Source organism: Streptomyces sp. CGMCC 4.7035 (genome assembly GCF_031583065.1).
GTDB lineage: Bacteria > Actinomycetota > Actinomycetes > Streptomycetales > Streptomycetaceae > Streptomyces > Streptomyces yaanensis.
Map to the genome: position 1 here is coordinate 957,697 of NZ_CP134053.1, position 15,183 is coordinate 972,879.

The window sequence follows — 15,183 nt, forward strand, 5'->3', positions numbered from 1 at the left end:
CATTTGGGGAAGGTGTCATGACTGCCAACGTCGACGGAGTGCCCGAGAAATTCGCGACACTCGGGCTGACCTACGACGACGTGCTGCTGCTGCCTGGCGCGTCGGACATGGCGCCCGACGAGATCGACACCGCCTCGTACGTCTCCAGGAACGTCCGGGTCAGCATCCCGCTCCTGTCCGCCGCCATGGACAAGGTCACCGAGTCGCGCATGGCGATCGCGATGGCCCGCCAGGGCGGCGTCGGCGTACTCCACCGCAATCTCTCCATCGAGGACCAGGCCAACCAGGTCGACCTGGTGAAGCGGTCCGAGTCCGGCATGGTGGCCAACCCGATCACCATCCACCCGGACGCCACGCTCGCCGAGGCCGACGCCCTGTGCGGCAAGTTCCGCATCAGCGGTGTCCCGGTCACCGACCCGGCCGGCAAGCTGCTCGGCATCGTCACCAACCGCGACATGGCCTTCGAGAGCGACCGCTCCCGCCGGGTGCGCGAGGTCATGACCCCGATGCCCCTGGTGACCGGCAAGGTCGGCATCACCGGCGACGAGGCCATGGAGCTGCTGCGCCGCCACAAGATCGAGAAGCTTCCGCTGGTCGACGACGCGGGCATCCTCAAGGGCCTGATCACGGTCAAGGACTTCGTGAAGGCCGAGAAGTACCCGAACGCCGCCAAGGACGCCGAGGGCCGCCTCATCGTGGGTGCCGCGGTCGGCGTGGCGGGCGACGCCTTCGAGCGCGCCCAGGCCCTGATCGAGGCGGGCGTCGACTTCATCGTCGTGGACACCGCCCACGGCCACTCCAGGCTGGTCGGCGACATGGTCGCCAAGATCAAGTCGAACTCGTCGGGCGTCGACGTCATCGGCGGCAACATCGCCACCCGCGACGGCGCCAAGGCGCTCATCGACTCCGGTGTGGACGGCATCAAGGTCGGCGTCGGCCCCGGTTCCATCTGTACGACCCGCGTGGTCGCCGGTATCGGCGTTCCCCAGGTCACGGCCATCTACGAGGCGTCGCTCGCCGCCAAGGAGGCCGGCATCCCGGTCATCGGCGACGGTGGCCTGCAGTACTCCGGCGACATCGCCAAGGCCCTGGTCGCGGGCGCCGACACGGTGATGCTGGGCTCGCTGCTGGCCGGCTGCGAGGAGTCGCCGGGCGAGCTGCTGTTCATCAACGGCAAGCAGTTCAAGTCGTACCGTGGCATGGGCTCCCTGGGCGCCATGCAGTCCCGTGGTGACCGCAAGTCGTTCTCCAAGGACCGCTACTTCCAGGAGCGCATCGCCTCCGACGACGAGCTGATCCCCGAGGGCATCGAGGGCCAGGTGCCCTACCGCGGCCCGCTCTCCTCGGTCGTCCACCAGCTGGTCGGCGGTCTGCGCCAGTCGATGTTCTACGTCGGCGGCAGGACGGTCCCGGAGCTCCAGGCCAACGGCCGGTTCGTCCGGATCACCTCCGCGGGCCTGAAGGAGAGCCACCCGCACGACATCCAGATGACGGTCGAGGCGCCGAACTACAGCAGCAAGAGGTGATCCACGCGCGCGTGGATCACGTCTGAGGCGCGCAGAGCAGGTCTGCAGAGCATGTCTGAGGGCGCCCCCGGAGCTTCCGGGGGCGCCCTCGACGTACGTTCGAGGCGTGCCCGCCGGACGTTTCAGGCGGCCCTGTCGTACGTCCGGGGCAGCCGGTGTCGCACCCGTCGGCGATACTGGAAGACGCTGAAACGCATCAGGGAAAGGCCACAGACGTGACTGAGATCGAGATCGGGCGCGGCAAGCGCGGCCGCCGGGCGTACGCCTTCGACGACATCGCCGTCGTCCCCAGCCGCCGTACGCGGGACCCGAAGGAGGTCTCGATCGCCTGGCAGATCGACGCCTACCGCTTCGAGCTGCCCTTCCTGGCCGCCCCCATGGACTCGGTCGTCTCCCCGGCCACCGCGATCCGTATCGGCGAGCTCGGCGGCCTCGGCGTGCTGAACCTCGAAGGCCTGTGGACGCGGTACGAGGACCCGCAGCCGCTTCTCGACGAGATCGTCGGGCTGCCCGTCGAGTCCGCCACCCGTCGCCTCCAGGAGATCTACGCGGCTCCCATCAAGGAGGAGCTGATCGGGCAGCGCATCAAGGAGGTGCGCGACGCGGGCGTGGTCACCGCGGCCGCGCTCTCCCCGCAGCGCACGGCCCAGTTCTCCAAGGCGGTCGTCGACGCGGGCGTGGACATCTTCGTCATCCGCGGTACGACGGTGTCGGCGGAGCACGTGTCGGGCGCGCACGAGCCGCTGAACCTGAAGCAGTTCATCTACGAGCTCGACGTCCCGGTGATCGTCGGTGGCTGCGCCACGTACACCGCGGCCCTGCACCTGATGCGCACCGGCGCGGCCGGCGTGCTGGTCGGCTTCGGCGGCGGCGCCGCGCACACCACGCGCAACGTGCTGGGCATCCAGGTCCCCATGGCCACGGCGGTCGCGGACGTGGCGGCGGCCCGCCGCGACTACATGGACGAGTCCGGCGGCCGGTACGTGCACGTGATCGCGGACGGTGGCGTCGGCTGGTCCGGCGACCTCCCCAAGGCCATCGCCTGCGGCGCCGACTCCGTCATGATGGGCTCCCCGCTGGCCCGCGCCACGGACGCGCCCGGCAAGGGCCACCACTGGGGCATGGAGGCCGTCAACGAGGAGCTGCCGCGCGGCAAGAAGGTCGACCTCGGCACGGTCGGCACGATCGAGGAGGTCCTCACGGGCCCGTCGCACACCCCGGACGGCTCGATGAACCTCTTCGGCGCCCTGCGCCGCGCCATGGCCACCACCGGCTACAGCGAGCTGAAGGAGTTCCAGCGGGTCGAGGTCACGGTGGCGGACTCGCAGCACCGGCGGTAGCCCGTACGGCATCGAGGGCCCGGACCTGCACGGTCCGGGCCCTTTCGCGTGTTCACGTGGCCCTGGTGGGGCGCGTTTTACGGCGGAGGGCGCACGGTTGCGTTCGGGGCGAATGCGCGTCGGACGGCCGTGGTGAGGCGATAGTGTCCGTTTTCGGCGACCCAGTTCTCTGGGGCGCCCCCTTCCAAGGACATGGTTCCGGACCCCGGCCCTCGGGGCCCGGCCCGAGTTCCGACGTGCCGCTTACCGGGTCTCTGGGCGGCGTCGTGGAAGGGGGCGCGCCCATGGGTCGTCACCGCAAGCCCACCCGCTGGGACCGGATCCGTCTTCGGATGGTGCAGTGCCGGAGGAGGTGGATCTTGCGGATTTTTGGCTGGTGAGCGGCCGCCCCTATAGAGACTAGGGGCGGACACCCGTAAACCGGCCAGGAGCCCGCTGCAGTGACCCCTGCGGTGGGCTCCACCTTTTTGTACGGTACCGGATCCGCCGTCCGGCGGTCCGGTACCGAAGGTGGTGGATCCTGTGGATCCACTGACCGCGAGCGGCCGTCCCTACAAGCACTAGGGGCGGACACCCGTAACCCGTCAGAAGCCTGCCGCAGTACCCGCTGCAGTGGGCTCCACCTGCCGGAAAACGGTAGCCGTGCAGCCGCCCCGTACGCCACCAGCCCCAGAGGCTCAGCCACCCACGCGCCCCCCTTCACAACCGATGCGCCGCCCCCGTAGGCGTAGCCCCCCGCGTGTCCAGCAACAGCTGCGCCTTCACCGACAGCCCCTGGAGGTCGTACGTGCGGTGCTGCTGGAGCAGGATCGTCAGGTCGGCGTGGGCCGCCGCCTCGTAGAGGGAGTCCGCGCGCGGGATCGGGCGGTCCAGGACGCTCCAGGCGGGGACGTGCGGGTCGTGGTAGCTGACGGACGCGCCCAGCTCCATCAGGCGCAGCGCGATCTCGTGCGCGGGGGAGCCCTGCTGGTCGGCGAGGTCGGGCTTGTAGGTCACGCCGAGCAGCAGCACGCGTGCGCCGCGGGCCGACTTGCCGTGCTCGTTCAGGAGCGTGGCGGCGCGCTGGACGACGTACTGGGGCATGTTGCCGTTGACCTGCTGTGCGAGCTCGACCATGCGCAGGTTGCGGCCGGTCAGGCCTGCCAGGTCCTGGGGAACGGCGTGGCCGCCGACGCCGGGGCCGGGGCGGAAGGCCTGGAAGCCGAACGGCTTGGTCTCCGCGCAGCGGATGACGTCCCACAGGTCGACGCCCAAGTCGTGGCACAGCACCGCCATCTCGTTGACCAGGGCGATGTTGACCTGCCGGTAGTTCGTCTCCAGGACCTGCACGGTCTCCGCCTCGCGCGGTCCACGCGCGCGTACCACCTTGTCGGTGAGGCGCCCGTAGAAGGTGGCGGCCGACTCGGTGCAGGCGGGGGTGAGACCGCCGATGACCTTGGGGGTGTTGGCGGCCGCGAAGGCGCGGTTGCCGGGGTCGACGCGGCTCGGCGAGTACGCGAGGTGGAAGTCGCGGCCGGCGCGCAGACGGGAGCCCTCTTCGAGGAGCGGCCGCAGGAACGTCTCCGTGGTGCCGGGCGGCACCGGCGACTCCAGGATCACGGTGGTGTGCGGGCGCAGCCGTTCGGCGAGGGTGCGGGCGGCCGCCTCCACCTGGGTGAGGTCGAGCGTGCCGTCGGCACCCCGCGGAGTGGGGGCGCAGATGACGGCGGTGCGGACACGGCCGAGTTCGGCGGGGCTGGTGATCGGCCGGAAACCGCCCGCGAGCATCCGGCGCAGTTCGGCGGCGGTGAGGGGACCGGCCTCGGGCCCCGTCCTGTACCCGATCGTGGGGATGCCGGCGGCGACGGCGGCCTGGGCCAGGGGCAGGCCGAGGTGACCGAGTCCGATGACGGCGAGATCTGCGGGCATGGCGTGGGGCCGGTCCTTCCCGATAGCTGAGGGGGGACAGGTGCGCAAGCCGTGTGGACAGAATGAGCGAGCGCAATGTCAGACTAGGGGTAAATATGACCGATTTGCGGGATTGACTCGGCGAGTTTTCCGGTGTGTTGTCCACAGGCTGCGGGCGCGTGGTGGCTGAAGTCGGGCATCCCGGTCAGACTTTGGGCATGGGGGATATGAGCCGGGCCCCGGGTCCTGCCTGACGGGTGTGGCCAGCGCGACGAGTAGCGGGAGGCAGCGGTGAGGACAGGGACACTGGGGCCGGCGCAGCGCGCCGCGTCACTGGCGGGAATGGCCGAGCGCGAGCTGGACGTGCTGGTCGTGGGCGCGGGTGTGGTCGGCGCGGGCACCGCACTGGACGCCGTCACACGCGGTCTGTCCACGGGCCTGGTCGAGGCGCGTGACTGGGCCTCGGGCACCTCCAGCAGGTCCAGCAAGCTGATACACGGCGGGCTGCGCTACCTGGAGATGCTCGACTTCGCGCTCGTGCGCGAGGCGCTGAAGGAGCGCGGGCTGCTGCTGGAGCGCCTGGCGCCCCATCTCGTGAAGCCGGTCCCGTTCCTGTATCCGCTGCAGCACAAGGGCTGGGAGCGGCTGTACGCGGGCTCGGGCGTCGCGCTCTACGACGCCATGTCGATGGCCCGCGGCCGTGGCCGCGGCCTGCCGTTGCACCGTCACCTGAGCCGCCGTCATGCCCTGCGGGTCGCGCCCTGCCTGCAGAAGGACGCGCTGGTCGGCGCGTTGCAGTACTACGACGCGCAGATGGACGACGCCCGCTATGTGGCCACTTTGGTGCGCACCGCCGCGTGGTACGGAGCGAAGGTCGCCAACCGTGCCCGTGTGACCGGCTTCCTGCGCGAGGGCGAGCGGGTGGTCGGCGCGAGGGTGCAGGACGTGGAGGGGGGCGGGGAGTACGAGATCCGCGCCCAGCAGGTCGTCAACGCGACGGGGGTGTGGACCGACGACACCCAGGCGATGGTGGGCGAGCGGGGCCAGTTCCACGTGCGGGCGTCCAAGGGCATCCACCTGGTCGTGCCGAAGGACCGGATCAACTCGACGACGGGCCTGATCCTGCGGACCGAGAAGTCCGTCCTCTTTGTCATCCCCTGGGGCAGGCACTGGATCATCGGGACGACCGACACCGACTGGAGCCTCGACAAGGCACACCCGGCCGCCTCCAGCGCGGACATCGACTATCTGCTGGAGCATGTGAACTCCGTTCTGGCGGTGCCGCTCACGCGCGACGACGTGGAGGGTGTGTACGCGGGCCTCAGGCCGCTGCTCGCCGGGGAGTCGGACGCCACCAGCAAGCTTTCCCGCGAGCACACCGTGGCGCATCCGGTGCCCGGTCTCGTGGTCGTGGCCGGCGGCAAGTACACGACGTACCGGGTGATGGCCAAGGACGCCGTCGACGAGGCGGTGCACGGGCTCGACCGGCGCGTCGCCGACTGCGTCACCGAGGACGTCCCGCTGCTGGGCGCCGAGGGGTACCGGGCGCTGTGGAACGCCCGGGCGGGCATAGCGGCGCGCACCGGGCTGCACGTGGTCCGGGTGGAACACCTGCTCAACCGTTACGGCTCGCTGGCGGAGGAAGTACTCGACCTGATCACGGCCGATCCGACGCTTGGCGAACCGCTCCAGGCGGCCGACGACTATCTGCGGGCGGAGGTCGTCTACGCCGCTTCGCACGAGGGCGCGCGGCACCTGGACGATGTGCTGACACGGCGGACGCGCATCTCGATCGAGACCTTTGACCGTGGCGCGCGCACCGCCCGGGAGGCGGCCGAGCTGATGGCGCCGGTGCTCGGATGGGACAAGGGCCAGATCGAGCGCGAGGTCGAGCACTACGAGAAGCGGGTGGAGGCGGAGCGGGAGTCGCAGCGCCAGCCCGACGATCTGACGGCGGACGCGGCGAGGCTGGGGGCGCCGGACATAGTGCCGCTGTAGGCGAGCAGCGGTCGAGGACACGCGGCGCCCGACGCCTCCCGGGGATCACCCGAACGAGTGGTGCAATCCGGGATCTCCGTTCGGAACCGGCTCGTTCTAGGAGGTGCGGGGGCAGAACTCGGCCGTGAGCAGGTCCCGTTCGAGGCCGGAGTCTGCGAGCCCGTCCGTGTTCACACGGAAGGTGAGGACACGTCGGCCGTCCACGGTGGCTGCGGTGCGCACGTAGCTGCCGGATATCCGGCCGTTGTGCCCCCACACCGTGGTGCCGCACGGAAGCTTCACGGGGTAAAGCCCCATGCCGTACGTGCCATGTGCGGCCCGGGTGTTGAGCATCTCGCGCAGCCGGCGCGGGGGCAGCAGCTCGCCGCCCAGCAGTGCCGCGTAGAAGCGGTCCAGATCGGCGAGCGTGGTCACCAGCTCACCCGCCGCGCCGGCCACGCGCGGGTCGAGCTCGGTGACGTCGGAGCCGTCGGCGGCGTAGGCGCGGCCGTGGGGCGAGGGGAGCGTGGTGCGGGTGCCCGGGAAGGACGTGCCCGTCAGACGGAGAGGAGTGATGATGCGCCGCTCGGCCTCGACGGCGTACGAGTGGCCGGTGACCTGCTGGACGACCATGCCGAGCACAACGTAGTTGGTGTTGGAGTACGAGAAGCGGCCGCGAGCGGTCGGAGGGTGGGTGAGTGCGATGCGTACGGCTTGAAGCGGCGTCACGGGGACAATGCCCTTGGTGGCCGCCGTGAAGTCGGCCAGCCCGCTGGTGTGTGTGAGCAGGGAGCGCAGGGTCAGCGCGCGACCGTCGTTGCCCGCGCCGCGCACCAGCCCCGGCAGATGGTCCTCCACGGAGTCCGACAGGGACAGCCGGTGCTCGGCGGCCAGTTGCAGCACAACCGTCGCGATGAAGGTCTTGGTGATGCTGCCGGCGCGGAAGCGGTCGGCGAGGGCGATGCCATGACCGGCACGCGCGGAGTGCGAGCCCGTCTCCTCACGGGCCAGCAGCGCGGCGGCGGGGGCCCCGCCCCGGGTGACGAGCAGCGGGAGCACGGTGTCCGTCGCCGTGGCCGTGGGGGCCTGGGAGCCGCCGGGGGCCAGTCCGAGCAGGGCCAGGGACACCATCACGGCCCGTAGGGTCCGGGGTGTCCGGCGCAGCAGCATCGGAGTCCTTCCTTGTCGCGGCCCATCATGGGGGACGGCTCGACGAAGGGGTCGGGCGGGGTCGCGCGCGACCGGCTCCGGCAGCGGGGCGGGGCGCGACAACGGCGCATGCCCGGGTGCGATGGCGCACGCCCGGGCCCCGGCGCCACCGGGTCCGCCGCGTGAAGCGCCCTCAGGCGTGGGCCGAGCAGCCGAATCAGGGGCACCCTGGGCGTTGGGCGGTCCGTGCGTGAGGGACAATGAAGGCTCTGTCAGGGCGGGTTGCATGAGGGGACGCATGTCGGAGACGGAGCGCGCGGGGACACCCCGTCAGGACAACAGCGGACGTCTCCTCGCCGGGCGGTACCGGCTGGAGGATGTACTCGGCCGCGGCGGCATGGGCACGGTATGGCGGGCCAAGGACGAGACCCTGGGGCGTACGGTCGCCGTCAAGGAGCTGCGGTTCCCGTCGAGCATCGACGAGGACGAGAAGCGCCGGCTCGTCACGCGCACGCTGCGCGAGGCCAAGGCGATCGCGCGGATCCGCAACAACGGCGCGGTGACCGTCTTCGACGTGGTCCAGGAGGACGACCGGCCCTGGATCGTGATGGAGCTGATCGAGGGCAAGTCGCTCGCCGAGGCCATCCGGGAGGACGGCCTGCTGGAGCCGAAGCGTGCCGCCGAGGTCGGGCTCGCGATCCTCGATGTGCTGCGCGCCGCGCACCGCGAGGGCATCCTGCACCGCGACGTGAAGCCGTCGAACGTGCTGATCGCCGAGGACGGCCGGGTCGTGCTCACCGACTTCGGCATCGCGCAGGTCGAGGGCGACCCGTCCATCACCTCCACCGGCATGCTCGTCGGCGCCCCTTCGTACATCTCGCCGGAGCGGGCGCGCGGGCACAAGCCCGGCCCGGCGGCGGACCTGTGGTCGCTCGGCGGCCTGCTGTACGCGTCGGTCGAGGGCGTGCCGCCGTATGACAAGGGGTCGGCGATCGCCACGCTGACCGCGGTGATGACCGAGCCGCTCGAGGAGCCGAAGAACGCGGGCCCCCTGAAGAAGGTCATCTACGGACTGCTCGCCAAGGACCCGCAGCAGCGGCTGGGGGACGAGGGCGCCCGGGCCCTGCTCAACGAGGTCATCCACGCGCCCGATCCCAAGGAGGAGGTGCCGGCGGACGCGACGCGGGTCGTGGCGCTGCCGCCGGTGCCGGAGGAGTCTTCGGGCAAGGAAGGTTCGGCCTCCGGGGGCAAGCGGGGCGAGGAGGCCGCCGAGCTGCTGCGCGGGGCGCTGCGGTCCGTGCGCAAGGCCGCGACGGCGGCGCGGACCAAGTCGTCCGGGACCACGGAGGTGCCCGAGAGCGCGGCGTCCACGAGCGTGGGCGCACCTGTCGGCGGGGCATCCGGCACGTCTGGCGCATCCAGCACGTCCGGCACATCCGGCATGTCTGGTGCATCCAGCGCGTCCGGCGCATCCGGTACGCCTGGTGCGTCCGGCTCGGGGGCCGCGTCGGCGGGGGCGCGGGACAACAGTGCTGCCGTGGGATCGAACTCCGGTTCTGTGAAGCCGAGTTCGGGTTGGCCCATCGTGCCGGATCCGGACCGGCCGCCGCGGCCGGTGACGCCGCCGCGGGCGCCGCTCACCGACGTGGTGCCCAAGCGGACCCTGTTGATCATTGCCGTGGTCGTGGTGCTCGCCGTGCTGGGGACCGTGCTCGCGCTCACCCTCGGTGGCGACGACAGCAGCTCGCAGGGCGGCAAGAAGAGCACCACCAAGACCGCCGTGTCCCGCGGCGCGACCGTCGGGAGCGGGAGCAAGAACGACGGCGGCGGTGCCACGCACACGGACGGCGGCAGCACGAGCGGCACCGCGGCGAACGAATCGGATGGGCAGAACACGGGGGGCAGTTCGCCGTCCGCCAGTGGGAGTGCCGGCGCGTCGTCCGGTTCGTCCGGCGGCGACAGCACGGCGACGAAGACGTACAAGAGCGGTCAGGGGTACTCGATCGGGCTGCCCGCGGGCTGGAAGTACCAGTCCTCGGACTCCGCGGGAGACCGTTTCAACGGACCCCACGGGCAGAAACTGCTCGTCGGCTGGACGACCACGCCCAAGGACGACCCGGTGGCGGACTGGAAGAACCAGGAGCGCTACATGACGCGCTCCCAGTACAAGCGGGTCCGTATCGAGGAGGTGGACTACCGCGGCTGGAACACCGCCGACTGGGAGTTCACCTATGCCGACGGAGGCACCGGATACCGGGTCATCGACCGCGGATTCGTCCTCGACCCGCATCTCGGATACGGGCTGATGTACACGGCGAAGGCGGCCGACTGGGACAGCGAGCTGCGAAAGGACACCTGGGAGACCCTGACCCAGACCTTCCAGCCGAAGTCGTGACGTACCGCGCGCCGAACCGACGTTCCGTACGGCCCTGTCATGGGGAGATATGACATCCCCGGGATGCGGGTTGCCTCCGGCACGTATCGTGAGGGATTGCGGACCGTACGCATCCAGAACGGGGCGCAAGGCGAACGGAATTGACCAACCGGGCGGCCGGGGGAGGCATCGTGGACGACTACGCGGGACGGGTCCTCGCCGACCGCTACCGCCTGCCGCTGCCGCCCTCCGACGAGTACGAGCTCGCCGAGACCCGCGCCTTCGACACCTACAGCGGGCAGGAAGTCCTCGTACGCCAGGTGCCGTTGCCCGAGGTCGTCGAGGCGGAGGTGCTCGACGCGGACGGGCTGCCCGAGGGGTTCGTGGCGCGTGACGGACGGCCCCGTGGAGCCTCCGCCCGGCCCGCTGCCACGCGCCGGCCCACCGACCCGGCCGTACGGCGCGCGATCGAGGCGGCGCAGGCCGCCGCGCAGATACCCGACCACCCCCGGCTCGACCAGGTCTTCGACGTGTTCGCCGAGGGTGGTTCTCTGTGGATAGTCAGCGAGCTGGTGGCCGCGCGCCCGCTGGCCGCCCTGCTCGCCGAGCAGCCGCTGACGCCCTACCGCGCGGCCGAGGTCGCCTCCGACGTCCTCATGGCGCTGCGCGTACTGCACGCGCACGGCTGGGTGCACCGGAACATCACCGCGCGCACGGTGCTGGTCTGCGACGACGGCCGCGTGATGCTGACCGGCCTGGCGGCCGGAGCGGCGGAGGAGGCGCTGTGCGGGTACGACCCGGTGCCGGCAGGGGAGTTCGAGAGCGGCACGCGGCCGCCTGACGAGGGCGGGGACGCGCCCGGGGCCGGGGGCGGGGCCGTCGGGCCTGGCGGCGCGGGCGTCACCGTCTCCGGCGCACCAGCACCCGGGGGCGCGGGTTCCGGCGGTTCCGCCAGGCCGTCGGGTGCCGGCTCAGGCGGTCCCGGCAGCGAGGGTTTCGGTGGGCCGGGCGGGGCCGGCGGTGGCTCGTTCGGTTCCGTGGGCGGGGCCGGACAGGGCATGGATCCCGAGGCCGCGCGGCGGGCCGCGATCGAGGCGCGGGCGAACGGGGCGGCTCCGGCCGGGGGTACACCCGGCGGCGGTGCTCCCGCCACGGGCCCCCGGGCGCTGGAGTCGGCCGGGGATGTGCGGGCGGCACGGGCCGGGGCGATCGCCGCGTATCGCGCCGGGGCCCGGGCCGCGGCACGGGTGCAGGAGGAACAGCGCGGCGCCCGGCCGGCCCTTCCCCCGCCCCGGCCGGCCGACAACGCTGCCACCACGCCGCCGCAGGCGCCCGGGCAGGGGGTGGAGCGCCGCGCCGACGTCCCGCAGCCGGGGCAGATCGTCGACCCGTACGGAGTGGACCGTACGAAGTCGTGGCACGGCGCGGTACCACGCCCGGCAGCACCCACCGCCGACGACCAGCGCCGCACCGCACTGCCCGGTGGCGCCCCCGGACCCCAGGGCAACGCCGGCGGCCCGTACGGAAACGGCACGCCAGGCACGGGCGCGAGCACTGGCGCGTACCAGAGCGCTCCCCATGGCGCGGGCGTGACCGCCCACCCGTACGAGAGCGCTCCCCATGGCGCGGGCGTGACCGCCCACCCGTACGAGAGCACTCCCCATGGCGCGGGCGTGACCGCCCATCCGTACGACGACACCCCCCACGGCCCGGGCGCAGGCGCCGCCGCCCCCGCCACCCACTGGAATCACCGCGGCCCCACGACCGCCCTGGCCGCCGAGCGGGCTCGGCAGGCGCGGATGGCCGTCGTCGGGCCCGTCACCGAGCGGTGGGCGCCCGAGCAGGCCGGGCCCGTGCACGAGAACTGGCAGTTGGCGCCCCCGATCGGGCCCGCCACCGACCTCTGGGCGCTGGGCGCGCTGCTTTTCCGGGCCGTGCAGGGGCATGCGCCGTACCCCGAGGAGAGCACCGTCGAGCTGGTCCAGCTCGTCTGCTCCGAACCGCCCGCCTTCGCGGAGGAGTGCGGGCCGCTGCGCCCGGTCGTGGAGTCGCTGCTGCGTCAGGACCCGACCGAGCGCCTCGACTTCGAGGAGCTGCGCGGCTGGCTGCGCTCCCTCGTACGGTCCGCACCGGAGCCCGAGGCGGGGACCCACGTCGTCGCGGCGCCGCCCGTCGACCCCAGTCGGCTGCCGATCGTACGGCGTCGCGGCGAGCTGGTCCGCCGGCGCCGCGCCGGGCTGCCCGCGGCCACCCACGCCCGCCACAAGCGCGCCAGGGACGACCGCCCGCCGCGGCCCCGTCGACTCGGCCGCACCTTGCTCCTGCTGATCCTGCTCGTGCTGGCCGGCGCCATCGCGTACGCCATGGTGTTCATGCCGAAGGCCGAATCCAGCAAGGGCAGCGGCAGCGGCACCGTGGGGGAACGCACCGGCACCGCCGGGGATGTCAGTCCCGCCCCGCAGCAGTCCGACACGGGCAGCGCACAGCAGCCCGGCCGCGGCAGCTCCACGAGCCCCTCCCCGCCGGCCGGTTCCGCACAGACGCAGACCAGCGAGGGCGAGGTCGCCCAGGGCTTCACCCTGCGCAAGGACCCCGAGGGATTCCGTGTCGCCGTCGCGAACGGCTGGGACCGTGCGCCGAAGAACGGCAGCGGCCAGGTCGTCTACTCCCAGGGCGACTTCGAGCTGATCGTGGTGCCCGGACGCGACAGCACGAGCAAGAACGGCAGCGATCCGCTCACCTACCAGCGGGAGTCCGAGCCCGAACTTCAGCCGTTCCGGGACTCGTCCTGGGCCACCTCCAGCGGGATGCGGCGCATCGACGTCGGCGGACGGACCATGGCCGAGGGACAGTTCACCTGGACGGACGGCAGCGGGCGCGAGCTGTTCGTGCGCAACCTCGCCCTCCTCGTCGGCGGCCGCTATCACGTGGTGCAGGTCCGCGGTCCGGAGGCCGAACGCGACGAGGTGACCCGGCTGTTCGAGCAGGCCGAGCAGAGCTACGAGGCGGTCGGCTGAGGGCTCGGCCGGAAACCGATTGCGGCGAGGTCCGATTGCGCTGAGTGTGCGGTGGTTCCGTCTGGTACGCGGAGAGGAAAACCGTCACAGTGCGGTTATGTTTCGGCCCCCTCCGATTCCCTGTGCGGGGACCCCTCTTTAGTCTGAGCCCGTCAAGAGCATTGCGGGGAAACGTGAATCAGATGCAGGGCCTGCTCCTTGCGGGCCGCTACCGGCTCGTCGAATCCATCGGCAGCGGCGGCATGGGCCGGGTGTGGCGCGCCCACGACGAGGTGCTGCACCGTCCGGTGGCCATCAAGGAACTGACCGCCGCGTTGTACGTCACGGAGAGTGACCGCGCCGTACTGTTGGCCCGGACCCACGCCGAGGCGCGGGCCGCCGCACGCATCAACCACCCGGCCGTGGTCACGGTCCACGACGTCCTGGAGTACGACAACCGGCCGTGGATCGTGATGGAGCTGGTCGAGGGCGGCTCGCTGGCCGACGCGGTCAAGGAACGCGGACGCCTTGAGGACGCCGAGGCCGCGCGCATCGGGCTGTGGGTGCTGCGCGCACTCCGCGCCGCGCACTCCGCGGGGGTTCTGCACCGCGACGTGAAGCCCGGAAACGTTCTGCTCGCCGCCGACGGACGCGTACTGCTCACCGACTTCGGGATCGCGCAGGTCGAGGGCGACACGACGATCACGCGCACGGGAGAGATCGTCGGGTCCGTCGACTACCTCGCACCCGAGCGCCTCCGCGGCCACGACCCGGGTCCCGCCTCCGACCTGTGGGCACTGGGCGCCACGCTGTACACGGCGGTGGAGGGCAGGTCGGCGTTCCGGCGGACCTCGCCGCTGATGACCATGCAGGCCGTCGTCGAGGAGGAGCCCCCGCCCCCGCAGTTCGCGGGCGCCCTGGGACCGGTGATCGAGGCACTGCTGTGCAAGGACCCGGCGCAGCGGCCCCACGCGGAGCAGGCCGAGCAGATGCTGGCGGAGGCCGCGGAGGGGCGGCGGCCGAAGGCGGCACAGGAGTTCGTACCGACGCTGCATGTGGACCTGGCGAGCCGCGGGGACACGACCACGCACGTGCCGCGCGCCCACCAGGCGCGTGAGGCGCAGACGGCCGGCGGCACCGAGCCCAGGACCACCGCCTCGCCGGCCTCGCCGCCCACGCGCCGCAAGGGCCGCCACGGCCGCACGGTCGTTCTCGTCCTCGCGGTGGCCGCGGTCGTCGGCGTGGCGGTCCCCGTCTGGAAGCACATGAGCACCCCGAGCCCCGCCGACCCTCTGTCCTCCTCCGCCTCGCCGTCCGCCTCGCCGTCCGCGGTGCCGTCCGCGTCGCCCACCAAGAGCCGGCAGGCCGCGAGCGCCGTCCCGGACGGCTGGCAGCTCGTGAAGGATCCGGTGGGCTTCAGCCTCGTCCTGCCCAAGGGCTGGAAGCGGCAGGCGTCTGACGGCGTCAAGGGCAACCTCCAGCAGATCGACTACTCACCCGACAACGGCAAGCACCTGGTTCGCGTCGCCGTGGACAGTTCACCGGACTTCAACGACCCGTACGATCACCAGGTTGACCTGGACCAGCAGCTGCGCCAGCGGTTGGTCGACTACAAGCAGGTGAGCCTGAAGCGCGACTCCTACCGTGACCGCGACGGCTCCCGGTGGGAGTACACATGGACCGCGCTGGCGAAGGACACGAAGTTCCCGGGGCCGTACCGAGCCGTCGATGAGATGTACATCGCCCGGGACGGCGTCGAGTACGCGATCTACATGGCCGCGCCCGCGGCGGACTGGGCCACTACGCGTGAGCAGTTCGAGACGGTGCTGCAGGGCTGGCGAGAGCCGTAGCGGGGCGAGGCAAGAGCGATTTCGGTCGTCCAGGCTCGTCCTGGCGGGTGACCGGATGCCGTGGGACCGGCCGATCACTGCGGC

At 71.9% G+C, this 15,183-nt stretch carries 8 protein-coding genes; 6 read left to right on the top strand and 2 right to left on the bottom strand.

The features are described 5' to 3' along the window. Positions 1 to 17 precede the first annotated feature (17 nt). Both guaB and Q2K21_RS03845 read left to right on the top strand, forming a co-directional pair. Positions 18 to 1,526 (top strand): IMP dehydrogenase, encoded by a 1,509-nt coding sequence (guaB, locus tag Q2K21_RS03840; RefSeq protein ID WP_310765336.1) that lies wholly within the window; start codon positions 18 to 20, stop codon positions 1,524 to 1,526. A gap of 215 nt (positions 1,527 to 1,741) precedes the next feature. After that, on the top strand, positions 1,742 to 2,866 hold the full coding sequence (locus Q2K21_RS03845) for a GuaB3 family IMP dehydrogenase-related protein (protein ID WP_310765338.1): 1,125 nt from the start codon (positions 1,742 to 1,744) through the stop codon (positions 2,864 to 2,866). A 699-nt stretch (positions 2,867 to 3,565) separates the two neighbouring features. On the opposite strand, the gene Q2K21_RS03850 is transcribed toward Q2K21_RS03845, so the two are convergent. Beyond that, positions 3,566 to 4,774, bottom strand: a complete 1,209-nt coding sequence (locus Q2K21_RS03850; protein ID WP_310765340.1) for a nucleotide sugar dehydrogenase — start codon at positions 4,772 to 4,774, stop codon at positions 3,566 to 3,568. A gap of 270 nt (positions 4,775 to 5,044) precedes the next feature. On the opposite strand from Q2K21_RS03850, the gene Q2K21_RS03855 reads away from it, so the two are divergent. Then, the gene (locus tag Q2K21_RS03855; protein WP_310765342.1) at positions 5,045 to 6,751 is read left to right on the top strand and encodes a glycerol-3-phosphate dehydrogenase/oxidase; all 1,707 of its coding nucleotides are present in this window, start codon (positions 5,045 to 5,047) and stop codon (positions 6,749 to 6,751) included. A gap of 96 nt (positions 6,752 to 6,847) precedes the next feature. Here Q2K21_RS03855 and Q2K21_RS03860 read toward each other — a convergent pair whose 3' ends face one another. Continuing rightward, a complete protein-coding gene (locus Q2K21_RS03860) occupies positions 6,848 to 7,900 on the bottom strand; it encodes a serine hydrolase domain-containing protein (protein ID WP_310765344.1) in 1,053 nt (350 codons plus the stop codon). A 277-nt stretch (positions 7,901 to 8,177) separates the two neighbouring features. On the opposite strand from Q2K21_RS03860, the gene Q2K21_RS03865 reads away from it, so the two are divergent. From Q2K21_RS03865 to Q2K21_RS03875, 3 genes are all read left to right on the top strand, one after another. Beyond that, entirely contained in the window at positions 8,178 to 10,274 is a 2,097-nt protein-coding gene (locus Q2K21_RS03865; protein ID WP_310765346.1) for a serine/threonine-protein kinase, read from the top strand. 170 nt (positions 10,275 to 10,444) lie between these two features. Beyond that, positions 10,445 to 13,270, top strand: coding sequence for a protein kinase (locus tag Q2K21_RS03870; RefSeq protein ID WP_310765349.1), 2,826 nt, complete (start codon positions 10,445 to 10,447; stop codon positions 13,268 to 13,270). Between the two features lie 182 nt (positions 13,271 to 13,452). After that, complete coding sequence (locus Q2K21_RS03875; RefSeq protein ID WP_310780603.1) at positions 13,453 to 15,099, top strand: serine/threonine-protein kinase; 1,647 nt, start codon at positions 13,453 to 13,455, stop codon at positions 15,097 to 15,099. Positions 15,100 to 15,183: the final 84 nt, after the last annotated feature.

Coding starts and splice junctions, on each gene's coding strand:
- Q2K21_RS03860 (WP_310765344.1), bottom strand. CDS start 7,900: ATGCTGCTGCGCCGGACACCCCGGACCCTACGGGCCGTGATGGTGTCC.
- guaB (WP_310765336.1), top strand. CDS start 18: ATGACTGCCAACGTCGACGGAGTGCCCGAGAAATTCGCGACACTCGGG.
- Q2K21_RS03875 (WP_310780603.1), top strand. CDS start 13,453: ATGCAGGGCCTGCTCCTTGCGGGCCGCTACCGGCTCGTCGAATCCATC.
- Q2K21_RS03865 (WP_310765346.1), top strand. CDS start 8,178: ATGTCGGAGACGGAGCGCGCGGGGACACCCCGTCAGGACAACAGCGGA.
- Q2K21_RS03850 (WP_310765340.1), bottom strand. CDS start 4,774: ATGCCCGCAGATCTCGCCGTCATCGGACTCGGTCACCTCGGCCTGCCC.